Source organism: Amycolatopsis mediterranei, from assembly GCF_026017845.1.
GTDB lineage: Bacteria > Actinomycetota > Actinomycetes > Mycobacteriales > Pseudonocardiaceae > Amycolatopsis > Amycolatopsis mediterranei.
Genome location: NZ_CP100416.1, coordinates 1,393,945 through 1,417,052, shown reverse-complemented (window position 1 = coordinate 1,417,052; position 23,108 = coordinate 1,393,945). Strand labels below are relative to the sequence as shown.

23 protein-coding genes and 1 pseudogene are annotated in these 23,108 nt (G+C 71.6%); 9 read left to right on the top strand and 15 right to left on the bottom strand.

All coding sequences use genetic code 11. From position 1 onward, the window contains the following. The first annotated feature begins 13 nt into the window (after window positions 1-13). Window positions 14-565 carry a PPA1309 family protein gene (locus tag ISP_RS06810; protein WP_013223149.1) on the top strand — a complete coding sequence of 184 codons (552 nt, stop codon included), beginning with the start codon at window positions 14-16 and terminating at the stop codon, window positions 563-565. Here ISP_RS06810 and ISP_RS06805 read toward each other — a convergent pair. After that, window positions 562-1,566 carry a YlbL family protein gene (locus ISP_RS06805; RefSeq protein WP_187324693.1) on the bottom strand — a complete coding sequence of 335 codons (1,005 nt, stop codon included), beginning with the start codon at window positions 1,564-1,566 and terminating at the stop codon, window positions 562-564. The genes ISP_RS06810 and ISP_RS06805 overlap by 4 nt on opposite strands. A 203-nt stretch (window positions 1,567-1,769) precedes the next feature. Between ISP_RS06805 and ISP_RS06800 the strand changes: the two genes are divergently transcribed. Then, window positions 1,770-3,143, top strand: a complete 1,374-nt coding sequence (locus ISP_RS06800; protein ID WP_014466645.1) for a zinc-dependent metalloprotease — start codon at window positions 1,770-1,772, stop codon at window positions 3,141-3,143. Window positions 3,144-3,349: 206 nt separating this feature from the next. On the opposite strand, the gene ISP_RS06795 is transcribed toward ISP_RS06800, so the two are convergent. Further along, the gene (locus ISP_RS06795) at window positions 3,350-3,859 is read right to left on the bottom strand and encodes a M48 metallopeptidase family protein (protein WP_013223146.1); all 510 of its coding nucleotides are present in this window, start codon (window positions 3,857-3,859) and stop codon (window positions 3,350-3,352) included. Between the two features lie 230 nt (window positions 3,860-4,089). On the opposite strand from ISP_RS06795, the gene ISP_RS06790 reads away from it, so the two are divergent. The 3 genes from ISP_RS06790 (at window position 4,090) to ISP_RS06780 (ending at window position 7,588) form a co-directional block, all read left to right on the top strand. After that, window positions 4,090-5,136 (top strand): ThiF family adenylyltransferase, encoded by a 1,047-nt coding sequence (locus tag ISP_RS06790; RefSeq protein WP_013223145.1) that lies wholly within the window; start codon window positions 4,090-4,092, stop codon window positions 5,134-5,136. Between the two features lie 60 nt (window positions 5,137-5,196). Continuing rightward, on the top strand, window positions 5,197-6,537 hold the full coding sequence (locus tag ISP_RS06785; protein ID WP_013223144.1) for an ABC1 kinase family protein: 1,341 nt from the start codon (window positions 5,197-5,199) through the stop codon (window positions 6,535-6,537). A 163-nt stretch (window positions 6,538-6,700) separates the two neighbouring features. Next, window positions 6,701-7,588: a hypothetical protein gene (locus ISP_RS06780; RefSeq protein ID WP_013223143.1), complete on the top strand. Its 888-nt coding sequence runs from the start codon at window positions 6,701-6,703 to the stop codon at window positions 7,586-7,588. Window positions 7,589-7,622: 34 nt separating this feature from the next. Here the strand turns inward: ISP_RS06780 and ISP_RS06775 are convergent, their stop codons facing one another. From ISP_RS06775 to ISP_RS06745, 7 genes are all read right to left on the bottom strand, one after another. Then, window positions 7,623-7,808: a hypothetical protein gene (locus ISP_RS06775; protein WP_013223142.1), complete on the bottom strand. Its 186-nt coding sequence runs from the start codon at window positions 7,806-7,808 to the stop codon at window positions 7,623-7,625. After that, entirely contained in the window at window positions 7,805-8,671 is an 867-nt protein-coding gene (locus ISP_RS06770; RefSeq protein WP_014466643.1) for a class I SAM-dependent methyltransferase, read from the bottom strand. Before ISP_RS06770 ends, ISP_RS06775 begins: the two co-directional genes overlap by 4 nt. Window positions 8,672-9,113: 442 nt before the next feature. Further along, a complete protein-coding gene (locus ISP_RS06765) occupies window positions 9,114-9,302 on the bottom strand; it encodes a hypothetical protein (RefSeq protein WP_141748463.1) in 189 nt (62 codons plus the stop codon). Between the two features lie 113 nt (window positions 9,303-9,415). After that, complete coding sequence (locus ISP_RS06760; protein ID WP_013223140.1) at window positions 9,416-9,670, bottom strand: hypothetical protein; 255 nt, start codon at window positions 9,668-9,670, stop codon at window positions 9,416-9,418. Then, complete coding sequence (locus tag ISP_RS06755; RefSeq protein WP_013223139.1) at window positions 9,667-10,023, bottom strand: WhiB family transcriptional regulator; 357 nt, start codon at window positions 10,021-10,023, stop codon at window positions 9,667-9,669. Before ISP_RS06755 ends, ISP_RS06760 begins: the two co-directional genes overlap by 4 nt. 152 nt (window positions 10,024-10,175) lie before the next feature. After that, window positions 10,176-10,433, bottom strand: coding sequence for a hypothetical protein (locus ISP_RS06750; RefSeq protein WP_013223138.1), 258 nt, complete (start codon window positions 10,431-10,433; stop codon window positions 10,176-10,178). Between the two features lie 204 nt (window positions 10,434-10,637). Further along, complete coding sequence (locus ISP_RS06745) at window positions 10,638-12,731, bottom strand: ATP-dependent DNA helicase UvrD2 (protein ID WP_176742114.1); 2,094 nt, start codon at window positions 12,729-12,731, stop codon at window positions 10,638-10,640. A gap of 56 nt (window positions 12,732-12,787) precedes the next feature. Here ISP_RS06745 and ISP_RS06740 point away from each other — a divergent pair, with 56 nt between their 5' ends. After that, complete coding sequence (locus ISP_RS06740; RefSeq protein ID WP_013223136.1) at window positions 12,788-13,516, top strand: DUF4191 domain-containing protein; 729 nt, start codon at window positions 12,788-12,790, stop codon at window positions 13,514-13,516. A gap of 344 nt (window positions 13,517-13,860) precedes the next feature. Beyond that, complete coding sequence (locus ISP_RS06735) at window positions 13,861-14,367, top strand: hypothetical protein (protein ID WP_013223135.1); 507 nt, start codon at window positions 13,861-13,863, stop codon at window positions 14,365-14,367. On the opposite strand, the gene ISP_RS06730 is transcribed toward ISP_RS06735, so the two are convergent. Then, entirely contained in the window at window positions 14,364-14,753 is a 390-nt protein-coding gene (locus ISP_RS06730) for an RDD family protein (protein WP_013223134.1), read from the bottom strand. The two genes, ISP_RS06735 and ISP_RS06730, sit on opposite strands and share 4 nt — an antisense overlap. A gap of 269 nt (window positions 14,754-15,022) precedes the next feature. On the opposite strand from ISP_RS06730, the gene glnA reads away from it, so the two are divergent. Continuing rightward, window positions 15,023-16,447: a type I glutamate--ammonia ligase gene (gene glnA, locus ISP_RS06725; RefSeq protein ID WP_013223133.1), complete on the top strand. Its 1,425-nt coding sequence runs from the start codon at window positions 15,023-15,025 to the stop codon at window positions 16,445-16,447. Between the two features lie 73 nt (window positions 16,448-16,520). Here the strand turns inward: glnA and ISP_RS06720 are convergent, their stop codons facing one another. The 5 genes and pseudogenes from ISP_RS06720 to ISP_RS06700 all read right to left on the bottom strand — a co-directional run bounded on the left by ISP_RS06720 (window position 16,521) and on the right by ISP_RS06700 (window position 22,296). Beyond that, complete coding sequence (locus tag ISP_RS06720; RefSeq protein ID WP_013223132.1) at window positions 16,521-16,946, bottom strand: acyl-CoA thioesterase; 426 nt, start codon at window positions 16,944-16,946, stop codon at window positions 16,521-16,523. A 14-nt stretch (window positions 16,947-16,960) separates the two neighbouring features. Beyond that, window positions 16,961-19,936, bottom strand: coding sequence for a bifunctional [glutamine synthetase] adenylyltransferase/[glutamine synthetase]-adenylyl-L-tyrosine phosphorylase (locus ISP_RS06715; protein ID WP_014466641.1), 2,976 nt, complete (start codon window positions 19,934-19,936; stop codon window positions 16,961-16,963). Window positions 19,937-19,965: 29 nt separating this feature from the next. Next, window positions 19,966-21,017, bottom strand: a pseudogene (locus tag ISP_RS06710) (anion permease). Between the two features lie 94 nt (window positions 21,018-21,111). After that, window positions 21,112-21,858: a type 1 glutamine amidotransferase gene (locus ISP_RS06705; protein ID WP_013223128.1), complete on the bottom strand. Its 747-nt coding sequence runs from the start codon at window positions 21,856-21,858 to the stop codon at window positions 21,112-21,114. A gap of 15 nt (window positions 21,859-21,873) precedes the next feature. Beyond that, the gene (locus ISP_RS06700) at window positions 21,874-22,296 is read right to left on the bottom strand and encodes a rhodanese-like domain-containing protein (protein ID WP_013223127.1); all 423 of its coding nucleotides are present in this window, start codon (window positions 22,294-22,296) and stop codon (window positions 21,874-21,876) included. A 111-nt stretch (window positions 22,297-22,407) separates the two neighbouring features. On the opposite strand from ISP_RS06700, the gene ISP_RS06695 reads away from it, so the two are divergent. Continuing rightward, window positions 22,408-22,860: an Lrp/AsnC family transcriptional regulator gene (locus ISP_RS06695; RefSeq protein WP_013223126.1), complete on the top strand. Its 453-nt coding sequence runs from the start codon at window positions 22,408-22,410 to the stop codon at window positions 22,858-22,860. The last annotated feature ends 248 nt before the right edge of the window (window positions 22,861-23,108 follow it).

Here is a 23,108-nt window from a genome sequence, read left to right as displayed (position 1 = left end):
ACACGATGTGCGCATGGCAGCGAACGAAGCGCGACAGGCCGGCGTGGCCGCGCTCGCCCGTGAGATCGAGGAGTTCATGGCCGCGGCCGGCTGGGACCAGCCGCCGCAGCTGTTCGCGCTGGTGCCGACGGCGGCGCTGCTCGACGAGCAGCCGGAGCTGGCCGGCCAGCTCGACCGGGCGAACCCGCTGACGCCGGTGGCGCAGGAAGCGCTGCCGGAGGGCGACCTGGCCGAGGCGCTGGGCCGGATCGCGTGGCCGGACCTCGTCATCGGGTGCGCGCTCGCCCAGGAGATCATCGTGCTGCCGCCGGGCTCGGAGTCGGAGCTGCCGGACGTCGCCGAGGCGGACGCCGAGAGCCTCCGCCGCGCGGCCGCCGACCACCCGCAGCGCACGGAGGCCCGCTTGGTGGCGGCCGTCCTGCGCGACGGTGAGGGTGCCTGCGTGATGCGGCTGCGCGGGATCGGCACGGCCGAGGGCACGGACGAGGCGATGGACGAGATCGTGGAAAGTCCCGACCTGGCCCCGAACCTGCTCGAAGCGTTGAAGGCCACGCTGCTGCCCTAGCAGGCGGCCGTCGGCCGTCCCGCCTTGAGGTTGGCCAGCTGGGTGAGCGCGTCGTCCAGTGTGGACACCTTGATGAGGTTGAGGCCTTCGGGCGCGGTGCTCTTGGCCTCGGCGCAGTTGTGTTCGGGCACCAGGAAGTCGGTGGCGCCGGCTTCGCGGGCGCCGACGACCTTGAACGAGATCCCCCCGATCGGGTCGACCTCGCCGGTCTCGGTGATCTCGCCGGTGCCGGCGATGTGCCTGCCGCCCGCGAGGTCGCCGGACTGCAGCCGGTCGATGATGGCGAGGGTGAACATCAGCCCGGCCGACGGGCCGCCGACGTCCTGCAGGGAGATGTTGACGGTGAACGGCGCGTCGGCGCGGTCGACCGCGGTGAGGCCGATGAAGCCCTCCTTGCGGTCGGGGCGCGCGGCGAGGGTGAGCGGCACGGTCCGCTCGGGCTGGCCGTCCGACTGGAAGGTGATCTGGACGGTCTGGCCGGGCAGGGTGCCGTTGAGCGCGGCCCGCACGTCGGCGGCCTCGACGATCTTCTTGCCGTTGACGGTGATCAGCTTGTCGCCGGGCGCGAGCACGTGGTCGGCCGGGCTGCCGGAGACGATCTGCTTCGCCAGCACCTTGATCGGGTAGCCCAGCTTGCGCAGAGCGGCGACCTGGGCGTTCGTCTGCGAGTCCTGCAGCTGCTGGATGTTCTCCTGCTTGACCTGCTCGTTGGTCTCGCCCGGCTTGAAGTACTCCTCGCGCGGCGCTAGCGCGAACCGGCCGCTCGCCCAGAAGCCGAGGCCCTGGAACAAGGTGACGCCGTCGTGCAGGGAGACGGTCGTCATCCGCAGCTCGCCGGTGGTCGGGTGGGTCTCGTGCCCGGTGACCTGGATGACCGGGTTGCCCGCCGCGTCGCGACCCAGCGTGTCGTAGGTTGGGCCCGGGCTGATCGCGACGAACGGCACCGGCACGACCGAGCCGAGCACCACGAAGATCAGGAACAGCGAGCCGCTGACCACCAGCGTCCAGCCGCGGCGGGTCATCCGGCGGGCCTCGCCAGCCGGCTCCGGCGCCGGTTCCGGGGCGCTCTTCGCGGGGGCGGTCTCCTCGGAGGACTTGGTCACGACCGACAGCGTACGGTGACCGCGTTCGCTTCCCGGTGAAGGCCACGCTCATGGGTCCGGTTGACCTGCTCGGCAGCCGCCGACCCGCGTACGGTGGACACATGAGCAAACCCCCGTTCGGCTTCGGACCTTCCGATCCCGACAAACGAGGTGAGAACGACCCCTCGGAAGGCGGGCAGCAGTCCGGCGCCGAGGCCTTCAACCAGCTCGGGCAGATGCTGAGCCAGCTGGGCCAGATGCTCAGCCAGGCCGGCACCTCCAGCGGGCCGGTGAACTACGACCTCGCCAAGCAGATCGCCCTGCAGACCCTCGGCAGCGAGGGCAACACCGGAGAGAGCAAGCTCGGCTTCCGCGGCGGAGACGACGCGAACGCCGCGGTCCGCGACGCGGCCCACCTGGCCGAGCTCTGGCTCGACGCGGCAACGGTGTACCCGGCCGGCGCGACGTCGACGGTCGCCTGGTCGCCGCGGTCCTGGGTGGAGAAGACGCTCCCGACGTGGCAGCGGCTGTGCGACCCGGTGGCCCAGCGGGTTTCGGGCGCCTGGATGGAAGCCCTGCCCGAGGAGGCCAAGCAGGCCGCGGGCCCGCTGCTGCAGATGATGGGGCAGATGGGCGGGATGGCCTTCGGCTCCCAGCTCGGCAACGCGCTGGCCCAGCTGGCCTCGGAGATGCTGACCTCGACGGAGATCGGCCTGCCCCTGGCCCCGGCCGGCACGTCGGCCCTGCTGCCGGCGAACATCGAAAAGTTCGCCGAGGGCCTGGAGCTGCCGAACAGCGAGATCCTGGTGTTCCTGGCGGCGCGCGAAGCGGCCCACCAGCGCCTGTTCACGCACGTGCCGTGGTTGCGGCAGCGCCTGCTGGCGACGGTCGAGGAGTTCGCCCACGGCATTTCGGTGGACACCTCGGCCCTGGAGTCCCTGGCCGGCCGCATCGACCCGGCGAACCCGGCGAGCATCGAAGAGGCGATGTCGTCGGGGCTGCTGGAGCCCCAGACGACGGAGGAGCAGAAGGCGGCACTGAGGCGCTTGGAGACGCTGCTGGCCCTGGTCGAAGGCTGGGTCGACGTGGTGGTGGCCGAAGCGGTCGGCGACCGGCTGCCGGGAGCGGACGCCCTGCGCGAGACGCTGCGCCGCCGCCGCGCCACGGGTGGACCGGCCGAGCAGACGTTCGCCACCCTGGTCGGCCTGGAGCTGCGCCCCCGCCGCATGCGGGACGCATCGAACCTGTGGAAGCTGGTGGGCGACCGCCACGGCACGGAAAAGCGCGACGGCCTCTGGTCCCACCCGGACCTGATGCCGACGGCCGAGGACCTGGACGAGCCGATCGACTTCGCGGACCGAGTGGGATCGGCGGGTTCGATCGACGACCTGGACCCGATGGCCGAGCTGGAGCGCACGGAGCAGGCCGAGCGTTCGGAGCGCTCGGAGCGGGAGAAGGAAGAGCCCCCGTCGGACGAGGACGGCAAGCAGTCCTGAGCTGAGCCCCGGAAGGCCGGTGCCCCGTCGCCCGAGCGCGACGGCGGGTCACCGGCCTTCTGCTGTCCGGCGCCGCTGTCCGGCAGCGCCCGGCCGCCAACACTCACGTGCCCTTCCCCCGGCCCGCCAAGCGGCCGGAACGAGCGGCCGGAACGAGCGGCCGGGGCAACCCACCCAAGGCGGATCACCCCGGCCGCTTCACCCGCTCAGTCCTCGGTGGAGATCCCCCACCCGGCAGCGGCCGACAACCCCTCCAGGTACCCGATCGCCCGTTCCGTCTTCGGGTACCGCTGCACCAGCGCCCAGAAGGCCGCATCGTGCCCGGGCTCCCGCAGGTGCGCCAGCTCGTGCACCAGCACGTAATCCAGCACCCACGGAGGCACCTTCCGCAGCCGTTCGCTGACCCGGATGGTCGCGTCGACCGGCGTGCAGGACGCCCACCGCGTGCGCATCGGCGGCACCCAGCGGACGCTCGCCGGCACCGCGGTGCCGCCCAGGTACTTGCCCGACAGCAGCGCGCAGCGCGCCAGCAGGGCTTCGTCCGACGTCTTCGGGGACGCCGGCCGACGTGGTTCCGAGCGCTGCAGTTTGCGCTCCATCTCGGCGACCCAGTGTTTCTCCTCCGCCCTGGTCATCCGCGCGGGGATGAGCACGACGAGCGTGTCGTCGTTCCAATACGCGGTGACCGTCCGGTGCCGGCGCTGGCTGCGCCGCACTTCGACCTTGTGTCCGGGTGTGTCCGACGAGAGGTTCGTTTCCTCTCGGCCCCTCAGTGAGGGCATCCGTGCTTCGACCACCCGACAACGGTAAGGCCAAGCACCGACAACTCCGAGCGCCTTGAGGTCACAGACCCGAGTTGTCCACAGCCGGTTCCACTTGTGGACAACTCGGCCGTTCCGGCTCCTTCCGGGGCCTCCCGGTCGCCGGCGGGTGCGATCCTGCGGACATGATCCTCGACACCGCGGACATGCCACCGGTACTCCTTCCGGCCCACCCTGCCCTGCTCCCGGGCCTCACCGTGCTCGAACGCGGTCCCCGGGAGATCCAGATCGGCCTCGACCCGCGCCACGGCGTGATCGTCGAAAACCTCTCCCCGCACCTCGTCGCGAAGCTGCGCGCCCTCGACGGCAGCAAGCCCGTCGAGCGGCTTCTGCTCGCCGAGAGCGAACACCGCGACCAGCTGCGGACGCTGCTGCGGCAGCTGACCGCGCTCGGCCTGGTCACCGACGCCGGCCGGCCCGACGGCGCGGGCTTCCGCGGCGAGCCCGGCCTCTGGTCGCTGCGGGCGCGGCACCACCAGCCGGCCGTGGCGGACCGGCGGCGCGCGGCCGCGGTCTCGGTGCACGGCGACGGCAGGGTGGCGGTGGCGGTCGCCGTCCTCCTGGCCAACGCCGGCATCGGGCACGTCGAGCTGCAGGTGTCCGGCACCGTGACCGAGCACGACCTCGGCTCCGGCTTCACCGACGCGGACCTGGGCCGGTCCCGGCGGCAGGCCCTCGCCGACCTGCTCCGCCGGGTCGATCCCGAGGTCCGCGTCACCCGCCTGCACGACCGGTACCCGGACTTGGCGCTGCTCACCGACGCCGTCGTGCCGGCTCCCGAGCTCGTCGCGGAGCTGATGGGCGACGGCATCCCCCACTTGGCGGCGCGCGTCCGCGACGGCACGGGCATCGTCGGGCCCCTGGTCGTGCCGGGCCGCAGCTCGTGCCTGCGCTGCGCCGACCTGCACCGCACGGACCTCGACCCGTGCTGGCCGCGCGTCGCCGGGCAGCTCGCCGGCCGGCACCAGCGGCCCGACCTCGGTGCGGTCCAGTCCTGCGCGTCGCTGGCCGTCGCCCAGGCGATGCGGCTGCTCTCGCCGAGCGCTCCGGCCCCGCCGACGTGGAACGCGACCCTCGAGATCGACGCCTTCGACGGCCGCATCCGCCACCGGGGCTGGCCGCCGCACCCGCGGTGCCGGTGCGGTGCCCGGGAGGTGATCCTGGAGACGTAGCCCACGAAGACGTCGCTTGCAGGCTGCGCGCCGCCGCGGCCGCAGGGCAGAATCGCCGTTGTGACCGACTTCCGCGACCCAGCCGATCGTGACACCGCGATGCCGCACAAGGGCGCCGCCCGTACCGCCAAGCTCGCCAGTCTCCCGCTCGGCATCGCCGGCCGGGCGGTCGGCGGCTGGGGCAAGAGGCTCGCGGGCCAGAGCGCGGAGCAGGTGAACGCGACGCTGTCGGCGAAGGCCGCCGAGCAGCTGTTCGAGGTGCTCGGCACGCTCAAGGGCGGGGCGATGAAGTTCGGTCAGGCGCTGAGCGTGTTCGAGGCGGCGGTGCCGGACGACATGGCGAAGCCGTACCGCGAAGCGCTGACGAAGCTGCAGGCCGCCGCGCCGCCGATGTCGGTCCGGCAGACCCACCGGGTGCTCGCCGAGCAGCTGGGCCGCACCTGGAGCAGCCGGTTCGCCTCGTTCGACGACGAACCGGCGGCGGCCGCGAGCATCGGCCAGGTGCACCGCGCGGTCTGGCACGACGGCCGCACGGTCGCGGTCAAGGTGCAGTACCCGGGCGCCGACGAGGCCCTGCGCAGCGACCTGCGGCAGCTGCAGCGGTTCAGCAGGCTGTTCCAGGCGTTCGTGCCGGGCACCGAGGTCAAGCCGTTGCTGGCCGAGCTCGCGGAGCGGATGAACGAGGAGCTCGACTACCAGGCCGAGGCCCAGCACCAGCGCGCCTTCGCGAAGGCGTTCGACGGCGATCCCGGCATCCTGGTCCCGCGGGTGGTGGCCAGCGCGCCGAAGGTCGTCGTGACGGAATGGGTCAGCGGCACACCGCTGTCGAAGGTGATCGCGGACGGCGACCGCGAGACCCGGAACCTCGCGGGCCGGCTGCTGGCGGAGTTCCACTACTCGTCGCCGGAGCGCGTCCACCTGCTGCACTCGGACCCGCACCCGGGCAACTTCATGATCACCGAAGACGACAGGCTGGTCGTCATCGACTTCGGCGGTGTCGCCCGGCTGCCCGAAGGCATCCCCCGCCACCTGGGTGAGATGACGCGGCTGGCGCTCGACGGCGAGTCCGCCGGGCTGATGCGCCTGCTGCGGGAGAACCGGTTCATCCGGCCGGACAGCGACCTCACCGCGGAGGAGGTGCTCGCCTACCTCGCGCCGTTCACCGAGCCGCTGGCGGCACCGACGTTCCACTTCACCCGCCGCTGGATGCAGAAGCAGGCCGGGCGGGTGGGCGACAGCCGCGGCAACGACTTCCGGGTCGGGCGCTCGCTCAACCTGCCGCCCGAGTACCTGATGATCCACCGGGTGACGGCGGGGTCGACGGGCATCCTCTGCCAGCTCGACGCGGAGATCCCGGCCCGCGGCATCGTGGAGCGCTGGCAGCCGGGGTTCGCCGCCTGAGTTGTCCACAGGTGGGACCTCGAACGGAGGGATTCCGCCGAGTTGTCCACAGCTGTGGCAGACGGGGGTTCCACCCGGTTGGCCGAGCCGCCATGCTCGGAACATGACTGCTACTCAATGCGCCAACCCGCTCGCCCTTCGTAATCCCGGCGGCGGCGAGGTGATGAACCTCGAACAGTTACGCCAGGCGGGGATATCCGACCGAAGAACCCGGCGGCTCTGTGGCCCGGGAGGGCCGTGGCGCCGCCTGCACCCCGGTGTCGTCCTGCTGCGCAACACCGCCCCGACGCGGCAGCACCTGCTGCACGCCGCGCTGATGCGCTACGGGCCGGAGGTGGTGATCACCGGGGCCGACGCCCTGCAGGCCCACGGCGTGAAGTGCCCGGTGGAGGGCGAGGTCCGCCTGCTGGTGCCCGAGCACTGCCGGGTGGTGGCTCCCGAGGGGATCCGCCTGGCACGCTCGGCCCGGTTGCCGGAGCCGGTCGAGGTCGACGGTCTCCCGTTCGCCCCGCCGGCGAGGGCGACGCTGGACATGGCCCGGTCCGCACCCGACCCGGCCCGCATCCGGCACCTGCTGACGTTGCCGCTCTACTGGGGCCTGTGCGACCGGCAGGAGCTGCTGGCGGAGCTCGAGGCGGGCCCCCAGCGCGGCACGGCAGTGGTGCGCAAGGTGCTGCGCGAACTCGACGAGGGGCCGATCCAGGCGCACGGCCTGGCCACCCGCGTCCTGGACCTGGTGCCCCTCCCGCCGCCGAGCTGGGACCAGACGATCTGCGACCGCCGCGGCCGCCGCATCGGCGAGGCGGACGCCTGGTGGGACGAGTTCGGCCTGGCCTGGCAGTACCGCTGCTCCCCGGGCACGGGAGGCGGCTTCAGTCACCTGGCCCTGGCGGCGACGGGCATCGTCCTGGTCCGCTGCACGGTCCGGCAGCTGCGCCAGGTCCCGCGAGAGGTGGCGCAGGAGCTGGCCAGGGCATTCGGCGACGCGTCGCGCACGCCTCGCCCCAAGGTCCGCGCGGTTCCGCAGACGCTCGTCGGAGACGCGGCCTGATGATCGCCGGCAACCACTCGGGAGGGCGAAGTGATCACCAGTACTCGTCGGGCAGCTTGCCTTCGATGTCCCGCACGTGCTGGCGCGCGCAGTCCGGGCACAGCCACCGCAGCGCTCCCCGCTCGCGGGTGGACACCCAGGCGAGCGCCGTAGCCGGATCGTCGTCGGCAGCGCGAGTCCGGCCGCAGCGCCTACACCCGGCCGGTTCCGGCGCGGTCACTTCAGCCGTCCACAGTGGATCGCCTTGGCGCCGAGGAGGTACAGGTCGTCCCGGTGGCCCAGGAAGTCCGGACTCCGCGGGTCGGTCAAGGTGGCGGCCGCGGCCCGATCGTCGGCGTCGAGCCACTCCCCGGCCGATTCCGCAAACCACCCGACGCGGTGCACCACGTATTCACGAAGGAGGTCCGAGTCCGGCATCGGGTGGTCGATGAGCGCACCGAACGACTCGACGTCCTCGAGGCCGGCTTCGCGAAGCGCGCGCGGCCAGCCGTAGGGCATGGCGACGCTGCCCGGAATCCCGGCCCGCATCCGCTCGAACCACGAGGCCCGAGCGGCCAGCAGCCGATGCTCCAGCCCGGGGCGCCCGACCCCGAGCTCCCACGGGAGGCACCGCATCTCGAGCCCGCCCTCGGAGATGGCCAGCACCCCGCCCGGCCGCAGCAGCCCGGCAAGCGTGCGCAGCGCGGCCTGCTGATCGCCGACGTGGTGCACGACGCCGGAGGCCCACACAAGGTCGGCGGCGGGCACGGCCAGCGCAGGATCGGTGAGGTCCCCGAGCAGGCTGACGACCTCGACGGACTCGCCGGCCACCCCGGCAACGGCCTGTTCGGCCTCGACCAGCAGCGTCGGCGTGGCATCGAAGAGCACAACGGTGCCCCCACCGAGGCGGGCGAGTTCGCGCGCGAACAGCACACTCATCCCCCCGGCCCCGCACCCGACGTCGACCACGGTCGGCCGCGCCACCACCGACCCGACCAGCCGCCGGGCAACGGGCGCGAGCGCCTCGGCATCGAGAGAGTCGGCCATGCGCAGCTGGGCCAGCCGAGCCGCCCAGTCGATGTCGCCGTGGGTGTGTCCGGACATCACCCCATTCAACACCAGCGGCCCCAGCCTCGACCGCCACGAAAGGAGGCCACTCGAAGAAGGCACCGAGAACCCGAACGCCCCAGCAAGCACCAGGCAACGGCAGCCAGCGCCGCCATCAGCACAACGGCACAGGAGCAACCGCATCTCAGCGACAAGCCCCGACCGTCCACCGGCACGCCAACGCCAGCGGCACCCCACCGCGCCAGCGGCGGCGCGGGCAAGCGCGGCAGCAGTGGTAGCAACGGCACGCAGCCGCGCACTGCAGCGGCACGATCCACCCGCGCACGCCCGGGCGGCGCCAGCCCCACTACGGCACAACCGCGCTCCACAGCGCGACCGCCCACACCCCGCGGCATCGGCCCCACCGCCCACCACCACGACACAACCGCAGTCCGCAGCACCACCGCGCACAACCAGCGGCGCCCGACCCCACCGCGCATCACCGCGCGACCACGCTCCACAGCGCGACCGCGCACACCAGCCGCACCTGCTCCACCGCGCACCGCCACGACACAACCGCGGTCCGCAGCACCACCGAGCGCATCCAGCGGCGCCCGACCCCGCCGCGCGCCGCCCCCAGCAACCGCGCCCACAGCGCGACCACGCGCGCCAACGGCACCAGTTCCACGCACCGCCACAGCACAACCGCGCTCCGCGAGCGCGACCGCACTCACCGGACCACAGCAAAGCCCGAAGCGCGAAAGCCCCCACCGCCCGCGGACGGGCGGCAGGGGCCTGCGCTCAGCTCTGGTCCTGGTACCGCTCCGCCCGTCGAGCGGCCCAGCGGGCTACTCGCGTCCAGCGGCGGGCGGCACGCGCGCCACTTCGGGCCCGCTGGGCGCGGACCCCTTCCTCCAGGTCCCGTATTCGGGCCCTGGACAGTTCTTCGTAAAGCAACATCTCGCTGATCTCCTCGATCTCGGTCTTCGTCAGCTGCAGCTCTTCGCTGCGGGGGTGGGCTTCGTAATCCCTCGTGGTGACCGGTCCGGCGCTCATGCGGCGGCGCTCCGGTGATCGCCGCCGGCCTTGGCGGCTGCGGGCTCGACGACTGCGTTCTTGCGCGGACGGCCGCGGGGCCGCTTGCGCGCGATCACCGCGCCGCGCTCGAAGATCTCGCCGCCCCAGACGCCCCACGGCTCGCGACGGGCCAGGGCGCCGGCCAGGCAGGCATCGCGGACCGGGCAGTCGGCGCACTGCGCCTTGGCGCGCTCGAGCTCGGCCGGGGACTCCGCGAACCACAGGTCCGCGTCGCCCGAACGGCAGGGCAGCGCTACGTCGGGGACGGCGATCGGGTCGAGCAGGTCGGCGAATATTGCCTCACCGGAGGTGTAGGCGACGGCCGAAGACATGGTGGTTCCTCCTTGTGTCGTACGGGTTTTCGGTTGAGTGCTGGAGCTGGGCAACGCTGGTTCCTCTTGGGTTGTGCAGCCAAAAAGCACGAAGGCCGCGGATCCGGTTTTCCCGGTTCCGCGGCCTTCGTGAGCCTCGTGTCCTGACTAGGTCAGGAACTTCGCTCCCGTATCGACAACGGAACACGGAACTGCTTGATGGTCGGCAGATCAGCCTGCGGGTACGCGGCGAGAACGCCCTGCGTCCCGAAGACGACGACACCGGTGGTCCAGCGACGCGAGACGCGCCGCACGCCACGGATCTCGTGAGCGCTCACGGACACACCAGTGCCCGGGCGCTGAGCAGCCGCAACTTCCGCGGCGCAGGACAGACGGGTGCCCGGGTTCGTGAGCGTCATGTTGATGGTCATTTCACCGGCACCTCCTTCTGTACTCTGCACACACGGCCGCCGAGCGGCCTTCCGTAGATCCCCAGTCGAGCCCTTCGGGCTCGGTACTGGCAGGTTATTGCCCCGCACCACACCGGGGCAACTCAATTAACGGGAAAATCCTCGAAGATACGAAGATCGCCGCTGAGCAGCGGGTTCGCCGCGTCGATCATGGTTCGGACGCGGTCAAGACTCCGCGGACGCCCGGACGACGCCGAGGATCTCCGCGCCGAAGCGTTCGAGCTTCGTCGCGCCGATGCCGGAGATCGACACCAGCGCCGCCTCGTCGGCCGGGCGCTGCTCGGCGATGGCCATCAGCGTGGCGTCCGTGAACACCACGAACGTCGGCACCTTGAGCTCGCGCGCCCGGTCGCCGCGCCACGTCTTCAGCCGCTCCAGCAGGCCCTCATCCACTGTGGACGGGCATCGCCCGCAGCGGCCCAGCTTGATGTCGATGGTCTCCAGCAGCGGCCCGCCGCAGACGCGGCAGCGCGTCTTGACCGGCGACGCCGGCTTTTGCTGGGACCGCGCGGCCCTGGCGGCCGGGTGGTCCTCCGGGACCAGGCCGTAGAGGAACCGGCTGCGCCGCCGGTTGCGCCGCGCGCCCGGTGTGCGGGCCAGCGCCCAGGACAGCCACAGGTGCTCGCGGGCCCGGGTGACGCCGACGTAGAACAACCGCCGCTCCTCCTCGATCGCCGCTTCGTCGTCGCCGGCGTGCAGGATCGGCATCGTGCCCTCGGCGAGGCCGACGAGGAACACCGCGTCCCACTCCAGGCCCTTCGCCGCGTGCAGCGACGCCAGCGTCACGCCCTCGACCGTCGGCGGGTGCTGGGCGGCGGCGCGCTGGTCGAGCTCGGCGCAGAAGCGGGGCAGGTCCGCGTCCGCGACCGTCGAAGCGAGCTCTTCGGCCAGTTCGACGATCGCCAGGAGCGCGTCCCAGCGTTCCTTCGCCGCGCCGCCGGCCGGCGGCGACTCGGTCAGGCCGACCCGGGCGAGCACCGAACGCACCGTCGTGACCAGGTCGGAGCTGCCGTCACCGCTCGCCATCCGCAGCGCGGACATCGCCTGCCGGACCTCCGTCCGGTTGAAGAACCGCTCGCCGCCGCGGACCAGGTACGGGATGCCGGCCTCGGCCAGCGCCGACTCGTAGGCCTCGGACTGGGCGTTCACCCGGTAGAGGATCGCGATCTCGCTCGCCGAGACGCCGCCGTCGAGCAGCTCGCGCACCCGGCGGGCGACGGCCCCGGCCTCGACCGCCTCGTCGTCGAACTCGGCGAAGCGCGGCTCCGGCCCCGGCGGCCGCTGTCCGATCAGCTTCAGCCGCGAGCCCGCCGGCCGTCCCCGCGCCGCGCCGATCACCCGGTTGGCCAGCGCGACGACCTCGGGCGTCGACCGGTAGTCGCGCTCGAGGCGGACGACGGTGGCATCCGGGTAGCGCCGGGTGAACTCCAGCAGCGGCCGCGGCGACGCACCGCCGAAGGAGTAGATGGTCTGGTTGGCGTCGCCGACGACGGTCAGGTCGTCGCGGCCGCCGAGCCACGCGTCGAGCAGGCGCTGCTGCAGCGGCGTGACGTCCTGGTACTCGTCGACGACGAAGCAGCGGTAACGCTCCCGGAACTCTTCGGCGACGGCGCCGTGCTCCTCGAGCACCGCGGTCGTGTGCAGCAGGAGGTCGTCGAAGTCGAGCACCTGCGCGGCGTTCTTCAGTTCTTCGTAGGTGCGGTACACCTCGGCGACCTGCGCCGCCGGCGCCGGGATGTCCCGCTGGGCGCGCGCGGTGACGGCCGGGTAGTCGTCCGGGCTGATCAGCGACGCCTTCGCCCACTCGATCTCGCTCGCCAGGTCACGCAGGATCTCGACCTCGGTGCCGAGCTTGGCCCGGTTCGCGGCCTGGCCGACGTACCGCAGCTTGTTCTCCAGCAGGTCCCACGGCCGGTCGCCGACCACGCGCGGCCAGAAGTACCGCAGCTGCCGGCGGGCGGCGGCGTGGAACGTCAGGGCCTGCGCAGCTTCGACGCCGAGGCCCCGCAGCCGCGTCCGCATCTCCCCCGCGGCCCGCGTCGTGAACGTCACGGCGAGGACCTGACCGGCGGAAACGTGCCCGGACCGGACGAGGTGGGCGATCCGGTGGGTGATCGTGCGGGTCTTGCCCGTGCCGGCGCCGGCGAGCACGCAGACCGGCCCCCGCGGGGCACTGGCGGCGGCGCGCTGCTCGGGGTCGAGGCCATCGAGCAGACGGTTGATGCTCTTGGTGGAAAGTACGCCGGTCACGTCCGGCATCCTCGCAGAGGGGGACGGGGAAACGGGGCAGGGGCACGCGGCCGTATCCTGGTCATATGGCGGGACAGCAGGACAAGGAAGCGGCCAAGCAGGCCAAGAAGGAGAAGCGCGCGGCGAGCAAGGCCCGCCGTGGCCAGCTCTTCGAGGCCTTCAAGATGCAGCGCAAGGAAGACCCGTGGCTCATCCCGTGGATGGCCGGGGCGATCGTCGTCGTCGCGGGCGTCTTGTTCGGGATCGGGTTCTTCTTCCACGCGCAGTGGGTGCTGCTGCCGCTCGGCCTGGTGCTCGGCGCCCTGCTCGCCATGATCATCTTCGGCCGGCGCGTCCAGAAGACGGTCTACTCGAAGGCCGACGGCCAGCCCGGCGCCGCGGCGTGGGCGCTGGAGAACCTCCGCGGCAAGTGGAAGGTGACGCCGACCGTCGCGGCGACGACGCAGCTCGACGCCGTGCACCGCGTGCTCGGCGGCCCGGGCGTGGTGCTCGTCGCCGAAGGCGCGCCGCACCGCGTGAAGACCCTGCTCGCCCAGGAGAAGAAGCGCGTCTCCCGCCTGATCGGCGACACGCCGATCTACGACGTGACGATCGGCCACGAAGACGGCCAGCTCCCGCTGAAGAAGCTCCAGGGCTACCTGATGAAGCTGCCCCGCAACTTGAAGCCGGCCCAGGTCGACGCGCTCGAGGCGAAGCTCGCGGCGCTCGGCAACCGCGGCGCGGCGCTCCCCAAGGGCCCGATGCCGGCCGGCGCGAAGATGCGCAACGTCCAGCGGACCATCCGCCGCCGCTGACCCGCACGCAAGAAAGGCCCCCGTCCGGATCCCGGACGGGGGCCTTTTGTGCACTCGAGTGGCAATTCTGCTGCTCACACCGACTCTGAGCTGCGCAAACTCTGCGGGTGAAGTTCCCGGCCGCCTCGGTACGGTCGATGTCGTGGGGGAATCGACCATGACTGCGAACGACGGCACCGGGTTTCCGCCGACCTGGACCGGATGGGCCAGGGCATCCGCGACTACCTGGACCCGGCGGTGGAGCACTTCCAGCGGGTCAGCTCCGCCGCCGACGAGAGCACCTACGTCGGTAGCCTGCTGGACTCGTCGACAGCGAACGGGACATCGCCCGGGATCTCGCCGCCGTGCTCCTGGCGTACGCCACGATCATGCACAACGCCCGCAAGAACTGGCTCAACCGGGCCGAGGGCCTGGTCAAAGCGGTCCAGAAGAAGCACGACGGCGACGTGAACGCGCTCCTGCAGGTCCTCGTCACGATGGCGGGAGCGGTCTTCGTGGCCGCGGTCGGCGTCGTGGCCGTCCTGGAAGTCGCCGTCGAAACGGGCGTCGAGACCATCAAGCAGGAAATCGGCGGCGACTCCTACGAAGAGATCGCCGATTCGTACTTCGCCGCCTGCCGGGCCCTCCGGCACCAGGTCGACGAGGCGATCGAGCAGGAGGTCGCGAGCCGCCTCACGCCGCTCACCGACGAGCGGCCGGTGCCGCCACTGTCGCCGCTCGACACGTCGACGTTCGAAACGCACCCCCGCGTCCTGGTGCCGCCACACGTGCCGCCCGGCGTCGGCCGGTGGCTGGACCGGCGGGAGGCGAAGGCCGGGCCGTCGAACATCGGCTCCCGGCTGGACTCCTAGCGCATCCGGATCACGACGGTGCCGGTCAGCCGGTCGAGCCAGCTGCGGCCGTCGGCGTTGCGGACCGCCGCCGGGATGAGCACGAACGTCAGCGCGGCCCGGACCAGCGCGCGCACCGGGCCGACCAGCGCGGCGCCGTCGAGGCGGGCGACGCGGATGCCGACGGCGGCCATCCCGGGGGTGAAGCCGAAGAACCCGGCCGAGATGACCGAGATGACCGCCCACACGCCGCCGGACCAGAGGTTGAACTGCTGCATCGCGGCCGGATCCCGCAGGCTGGGGTGCAGGAAGATGGCCGTGACCAGGGCCGCGACCACGAGGTCGACGATCAGCCCGAGCAGCCGCGCGCCCCCGCTCGCCGCCGAGCCGACGCCCGATTCGGGCAAACCGAACTTCTCGCCCGGCCACCGCGAGCCGTGTTGATCAGTGTCCTGACCGCCGTCGCCGGTGCCGGGTAGCCATTCGCCGGTCCATCTCGCCACCCGTCTAGGGTATGCCGGTGGCGTGGAGCACATCCGACCTGGTCGGATACCCGATATCGACCACCCGTTAACACCGGCGAAACATACGGGTGACGGTCGGGCAACACCGCACTTTTAGCGTGAGCCGAAGAGAGCACTGCCGTACGAGCTCGAACGAGAAGGAGTCACCGAGGGTGCCCACTACTCCAGACGACATCCAGCGCCTCATCGCCGACGAGGACGTCGAAGTCATCGACGTCCAGTTCTGCGACCTGCCCGGCGTGATGCAGCACTTCACGGTCCCCGCGAAGGCCTTCACCGAAGAGGCCTACGAAGAGGGTCTCGCGTTCGACGGCTCCTCGGTGCGCGGCTTCCAGTCCATCCACGAGTCCGACATGCTGCTGCTGCCGGACGCGGCGACCGCGCGGATCGACCCCTTCCGCAAGGCGAAGACGCTCGCCCTCAACTTCTTCGTGCACGACCCCTTCACCCGTGAGGCGTACAGCCGCGACCCGCGCAACATCGCGCGCAAGGCCGAGCAGTACATCGCCGAGTACGGCGTCGCCGACAACGTCTACTTCGGTCCCGAAGCCGAGTTCTACATCTTCGACTCGATCCGCTTCGACTCCGCCGAGCACGCCTCCTTCCACGAGATCGACTCCGTCGAGGGCTGGTGGAACACGGGCGCCGACGAGGTCGGTGGCAACCAGGGCTACAAGACGAAGTTCAAGGGCGGCTACTTCCCGGTCCCGCCGGTCGACCACTTCGCCGACCTGCGCGACGACATCGTCCGCAACCTCCAGGGCTCCGGTTTCGAGATCGAGCGCGCGCACCACGAGGTGGGCACCGCCGGCCAGACCGAGATCAACTACAAGTTCAACACGCTGCTGCACGCCGCGGACGACCTGCAGCTGTTCAAGTACATCGTGAAGAACACGGTGTTCGCCGCGGGCAAGACGGCCACGTTCATGCCGAAGCCCCTCGCCGGCGACAACGGCTCGGGCATGCACTGCCACCAGTCGCTGTGGAAGGACGGCCAGCCGCTGTTCCACGACGAGTCGGGCTACGCCGGCCTGTCGGACACCGCGCGCCACTACATCGGCGGCCTGCTCAAGCACGCCCCGAGCCTGCTGGCCTTCACGAACCCGACGGTGAACTCCTACCACCGCCTGGTCCCGGGCTTCGAGGCGCCGGTTTCGCTGGTCTACTCGCAGCGCAACCGCTCGGCCTGCGTCCGCATCCCGATCACGGGCAACAACCCGAAGGCCAAGCGCGCCGAGTTCCGCTGCCCGGACTCGTCGGGCAACCCGTACCTGGCGTTCTCGGCGATGATGATGGCCGGCCTCGACGGCATCCGGAACAAGATCGAGCCGCCGGAGCCGATCGACAAGGACCTCTACGAGCTCCCGCCCGAGGAGGCCAAGGACGTCAAGCTGGTCCCGGGCGACCTGGGCACAGTCCTGAACACGCTCGAGGCGGACCACGACTACCTCCTCGAGGGCGGCGTGTTCACCCCGGACGTGATCGAGACGTGGATCTCGTACAAGCGCGAGAACGAGATCGACCCGCTGCGCCTGCGCCCGCACCCGTACGAGTTCTCCCTGTACTACGACGTGTGATCCGGTAGCAGAACGGCCCCCGAACACGCCGGCGGTGAGGTGCGAAGAGCCCTCGCCGCCGGCGTTTCTCGTGTCACTCCGACGGCGACAGCAGCTTCATGTCCGCGCCCGCCGCCTCAAAGCGGGCGCGCGGGTCCTCGACCAGCTTGCGGCGCTCCAGGTCCATCAGCCCCAGCGTGCAGGTGATCTCCGCCGCCAGGGTGCCGTCCAGCTTGAGGATGTTCGAATCCATCCGGAACGTCTTGCCGCGGCCGAACTTGGCCTCGCACGTCACCTCGACCTCGTCGCCCGCGCGCAGCTCGCGGCGGAACACCACGTGCGTCTCCAGCAGCACCGCCGCCACACCCGGAAGCCCCTTCAGCGCACCCGACGCTTCGAGCAGCTCCAGGCGGGAGACCTCGCCGTACGAGTGGTACACGGCGTGGTTGAGGTGGCCCAAGGTGTCCAGCTCGTAGTGCCGGACCTTGATCCGGGTCCGGAACGGCTCGCGATCGGTCACCGGCCCACTGTAGGTCAGGCCTCGTAGAACAGGTGCTCCACCACCGCGTGCGCCCGCCGGGTGATGCGGCGGTACGTGTCGAGGAACTCGCCAGGGTCGTCGCCCGCCGACTGGCCGAGGACGCGGGCCACCGCGGTCAGGTCGCGGCCCGAGCCCGGCACCTGGTCGACCGCCTTGCCGCGCACCAGCATCCCCGCGTTGCGCACCCGGGTCGCCAGCAGCCACGCCTCGGTCAGCGAGTCCGCTTCCGGCTGCTCGGCCAGGCCCGCTTCCGGGAGCACCGCCAGCGCGTCGAGCGTCGACGTCGTCTGCAGGCCTTCGACCTCGTGGGCGTGCTGGAGCTGCAGCAGCTGCACCGTCCACTCGACGTCGGCGAGGCCGCCGCGGCCGAGTTTCGTGTGCAATGTCGCGTCGGCGCCGCGCGGCATCCGCTCCGTCTCGACGCGCGCCTTGATGCGGCGGATTTCCCGCGCCTGCGTCCCGTCCAGCCCCTTCCCGGGGTAGCGGATCGGGTCGATCATCGCGATGAACCGCTCGCCGAGTTCGTCGTCGCCGGCGACGAACCGGGCCCGCAACAGCGCCTGCGCCTCCCACACCTCACCCCACCGCGCGTAGTAGGCGCGATACGACTCCAACGTCCGGACCAGCGGCCCGCTCCGGCCCTCCGGCCGCAGGTCGGCGTCGACCTCCAGCGCCGGGTCCGAACTCGGCGCACCCAGCATCTTCCGGACGGTCTCCGCGACCGACGAAGCGAACTTCACGGCGTCGGCGTCCGAAACCCCTTCGGACGGCTCGCAGACGAAGAGCACGTCGGCGTCGGAGCCGTAGCCGAGTTCGGCACCCCCGAGCCGGCCCATCCCGATGACGGCGATGCGGGCCGGCGTCCGGCCGAGCTCGGCCTGCCGCTGCCGGAACGCCGCGGCCAGCGCGCCCTGCAGCACGGCCACCCAGACGCTCGAAAGCGCTTCGCAGACCTCGGGCACGTCGAGCAGCCCGAGCAGATCCGCGCAGGCGATGCGCAGGAGTTCGTGCCGCCGCAGCGAACGCGCGGCGGCGACGGCGGCGTTCAACCCGGGCTGACGCCGGACCGCGGCCCGCAGCGACGTCGCCACCTCGGCGGGCGTGCGGCCCAGCAGCCGGGCCGGGTCGCCGAGCAGCTGCAGCACCTCCGGCGCGCGGACCAGCAGGTCGGGCACCAGCCGCGACGTCCCCAGCAGGAAGGCCAGGTTCTCCACGACCGTGCCCTCGTCGCGCAGCACCCGCAGGTACCACGGGGTGTCTTCGAGCGCCTCGGACACCTTCCGGTACGACAGCAGCCCGCCGTCGGGGTCCGGCGTGTCGGCGAAGAGGTCGAGCAGCACCGGCAGCAGCGCCTGCTGGATCGCGGCGCGCCGCGAGACGCCCGCGGTGAGGGTCTTGATGTGCTGGAGCGCGCCGTCGGGCGCGGTGTAGCCGAGCGCGGCCAGGCGGCTGGCGGCCTGCTTCGTCGTCAGGCGCAGCGCCTCGGTCGGCACGTTCGCGACGGACTGCAGCAGCGGCCGGTAGAAGATCTTCTCGTGCAGACGGCGGATTCCCTTGCCGTGCCGCCGGAACTCCGCGAGCAGCGACTCGCCCTGGCTCTTGCCGCCGGCCGCCTTGATCCCGCTCGCCCTGGCGAGGATGCGCAGCTCGGCGGTGTCCGACGACGCGGGGAACAGGTGCGTGCGGCGCATCCGCCGCAGCTGCAGCCGGTGCTCGATCATCCGCAGGAACTCGTACGACGCACCCAGCTCCGCGGCGTCCTGACGACCGACGTAACCGCCTTCACCGAGGGCCGCAAGCGCGTCCATAGTGGACGGTGAGCGCAGGTCCGCATCGACCCGGCCGTGCACGAGCTGCAGCAGCTGCACCGCGAATTCGACGTCGCGCAGGCCACCGCGGCCCAGTTTCAGCTCGCGTTCGGCGTGCTCGGACGGCACGTGGCCCTCGACCCGGCGGCGCATCTGCTGCACCTCGGCGACGAAGTTCTCCCGGTCGGCCGCCGACCACACCAGCGGCGCCACCATTTCGGCGTACTGACGGCCAAGCTCGGCGTCGCCCGCCACCGGACGCGCCTTGAGCAGCGCCTGGAACTCCCAGGTCTTGGCCCACTTCTGGTAGTAGCCGTGGTGGCCCTCCAGCGTGCGGACGAGCGCGCCGGCCTTGCCCTCGGGACGCAACGCCGCGTCGACCTCGAAGCACGCCTTGTCGACAACGCGCATCATCGTGCTGGCCAGCCGCGTCGCGAGGCCGAGGTCGCCCTCTCCGACGAAGATGACGTCGACGTCGCTGACGTAGTTGAGCTCCCGCCCGCCGCACTTGCCCATCGCGATGATCGCCAAGGTGCCTTCGGCGGGCGCGCCGGCTTCGGCCTCGGCGACGAGCAGCCCGGCGGCCAGCGCGGCCTCGGCGAGCTCCGTCAGCTGCGCCGCGACCTCGGCGTAGCTGGGGTGCTCGAGCCCGTCCTCGACGACGTGCCCGAGGTCGGCGGCGGCGATGCCGAGCAGCTGGCCGCGATAGGCGACCTTGAGGGCGTGTTCGGCTTTGCGCCCGGTGAGCACCGAACCGTCGTCGGCCAGCAGCGCCGTGCGCAAGGCCTCGCGGTAGCAGGCGGAGTCGGTGCACTTGTCCCCGATGAGCGAGCGCCACTGGCCCGGGTTGGCGGCGAGGAAGTCCGCGAGCGCGCTCGACGTCCCGAGCACGCTGAGGAAGCGGCCGCGGAACGTCCGGTGGGTGCGGAGCTGCGCTTCGAGGGCGGCCCACTCGGCGGCGTCGGCCTCGCGGATCCGGTCCAGGCCACGCAGGGCGAGGTCCGGGTCGGCGGTGCGGGACAACGCCGCGAGCACGTCGGCGGCGGGCTCGACCGGGCCGGCGTCGGACCACCAGCCGGCCGCGCGCAACTGACCCTCGGCACGGGAATCGGTGAAGCCGTACCTCGCCGCCGAAGCGGTCGTTCGCGCGCGGTCTGCCATCACCGACCACCGTAGCCGGGGAACCCGGCTCAGGCGGCGAGCCGGCCCGGCTCGGTAACAGCCGGCGTCGGCTCGGGGACCTGGAAGCTGTGCGCGGTGACGGGGTGGCGTCGCGAGAGGAGGTAGATGCCGAGGCCCACGCCGATCCCGACGACGCCGACGGCGACCGTGCCCGCGCTGCCCAGCGACGCGACCTTGCCGGAAATCGCGCCGACGATCGCGGCCGCGGGCAGGGTGAACAGCCACGCGACGACCATCCGGCCGGCCATCCGCCAGCGGACCGGCGCGTCGCGGCGGCCGACGCCCGAGCCGACGATCCCGCCGGAGCAGACGTGCGTCGTCGACAGCGGGAAGCCCAGCCGCGACGACACCAGGATGACCAGCGCCGAGCTCGTCTGGGCGGCGAAGCCCTGCGGGCCCTCGATGTCGGTCAGGCCCTTGCCCAGGGTGTGGGTGATGCGCCAGCCGCCGAGGTAGGTGCCGAGGGCGAGCGCGCACGCGGCACTGATGATCACCCAGACGGGTGGCGACGAGCCCGCCGGGAGGCTGCCGGCGGTGACGAGCGTGAGCGTGATGACGCCCATCGTCTTCTGCGCGTCGTTGGTGCCGTGGGCGAGCGAGACCAGCGAGGCCGAGACGATCTGGCCGACCTTGAACCCGCGCGTGGCCGGCCGGCCGCGCACCAGGAAGCGGTAGACCAGGTAAGTGGCGGCCATCGCGACGAGCCCGGCGATGACCGGGCTGGCCGCGGCCGGGATGAGGACCTTCTCGACGATCTTTCCGAAGTGGACCGAGCCGGCGCCCGCGGAGATCCAGGTGGCGCCGATCAGGCCGCCGAAGACGATCGCCGGGCCGATCTTGGTGTCGTCCACCAGGCGCTGGAGATCGTCTTGGCGACCTCGACCGACAGGAACGCGCCGACCAGGTTCAACACCGCCGAGATCGCGACGGCCACGCGGGTTCTGAGGGCCCCGGTGGCGATCGACGTGGCCATCGAGTTCGCGGTGTCGTGGAACCCGTTCGTGAAATCGAAAATGAGGGCCGTGATGACGACGACCACGACCAGCAACGAGGGTTGCACCCCGACCTCCGCACCCTTGTGGGGACTTCTCCCGCAAGGTCCCTGACGGGTAAGCCTGGCGTTAACACGACGTTGCTGGTTGTGACCTCTGTCGTTAAGCCAGCGGCAATGTGCGATTCCCCGCCACCGCGGGCGCGAGCTCACCGGCGGCGAGTTTGACGAACCGGTGTGCGAAGGGGCGCCAGGTCTCGTCGATGTCGGCGTGCACGGTGACCAACGCTTCGTGCTCCAGTGCGCCCGGCCGGGCGAATTCGGCTTCGTCGGGGCATTCCGCGGCCCAGCTCTCGACGACCTCGGGCGTCGTCTCGATGTGGAACTGCACACCGTAGACACATCGCCCGAGCCGGTAGGCCTGGTGCGTGTAGCGCGGCGAAGAGGCGAGGAGTTCGGCACCGGGCGGGAGCCGGGTGATGGCGTCGGTGTGGAACTGGAGGACGTCCTGCACGAGCGGCAGGTCGGCGAACAGCGGGTCGGTCCACGCCGCGTCCTTCTTGCTGACGAGGTGCGGACCGACCTCCGGCCCATCGGGAGCGACCTCGACGCGGCCACCGGTCGCGACGGCCAGCAGCTGGGCGCCGAGGCAGATCCCGAGGGTGGGCAGGTTCTTCGCCGCCGCCTTGGACAGCAGCCGCCGGACGTCGGCGAGCCACGGGTGCTTGGCGTCGTCTTCCGCGGCCATCCCGCCGCCGAGGCAGACGACGGCCTGGTAGCCGTCGAGCTCGGGGAGGTCTTGCTCCGGCAGCAGGCGGACGTCGAGTTCCGCGCCGGCCTCGGTCAGCCAGTCGCCGAGGGGGCCCAGCGGGTCCGACGCGTCCGGCTGGATGATCAGGATTCGGGTCACGTTGTCCAGGGTAGGTCAGCAGGCACAGCGCATTCCTCCGGCTTTGTCGCCCTCGACCGGGTAGCCGGCGGCGATCCAGCCGGCGATGCCGCCGGAGAGCCGTTTCACCTTGAAGCCGAGCTCGGCGAGCTTGAGCGCGCCCTTCGTGGCGGCGTTGCAGACGGTGCTTTCGCAGTAGCAGACGTACACGAGGTTCCGGTCGAGGTGCGCGGTCGTCTCGGGCGTCAGGTCGCGGTAGGGCAGGTTGATGGCGCCGGGGATGCGGGCGTGGGCGAAGGCTTCGGGCGCCCGCGTCTCGACGACGACGTAGCCGTCGGTGCGGCCGGCTTCGAGGTCCTGGACGAGATCGTCGGGATCGACCTCGAAGCCGAGTTCGGCGCTGAAGTATTCGACGGCTGCTTCGGGCGCTGCGGCAGGGAAGGCGAGCGTGCGTGTCATGGGGTAAATCCTGCTGGCGCAGGCGGTTTCCGGACAGGGCAGAATCGGGGTGGAAGCCCGGGTCGACCGGGGATTTCTGTGTCTTGGCCCTGCGAGCCCGGGAGAGTTGCGGTGGACCACCTCGACGACGTCGACTGGCGCCTGCTGGAGCTCCTGCAGGCCGACGGGCGCTTGAGTTTTACGGAGCTGGGACGCCGGGTATCGCTGTCCGGCTCGGCGGTGACGGAGCGCGTCCGCCGTCTCGAGGAGCGCGGGGTGATCACGGGCTACGCGGCGAACGTCGACACGACGAAGCTGGGGCTGCCGATCGAGGCATTGGTGCGGGCCCGGGTCCGGAGTCTCGACACGCCCCGGTTCCGGACGGCGGTCCTGCCGCTGGCCCAGGTGGTGGCGGCGGACCACGTCACGGGTGAGGAGTGCTGGATCCTGCGGGTTCTGTGCCGGGATACGGCAGAGCTCGAGGAGCTGGTCGAGAAGGTGCAGCGGTACGGGGAGACGACGACGTCACTGGTGTTGTCGTCCCCGTTGAGGAGGCGGCCGCCGGCTCGGCCGGGAGCGAGGTGAGGCATCGCGCGTGAGCCGGGCGGCTTCATGCGTGACTGGAGGGGCATCTCGCGTGATCAGGAGGTCGACACGCGTGATTGGGGGGGGGTCGACACGGCAGGTAGTCCTGGGAATAGGAAAAGGGGCCTGGGCCGGGAGACTTGCGTCTCTACCGGGCCCAGGCCCCTTTTCCATGTTGAGTTCGGCGGTGTCCTACTCTCCCACAACCCTTCGGTTGCAGTACCATCGGCGCTGTCAGGCTTAGCTTC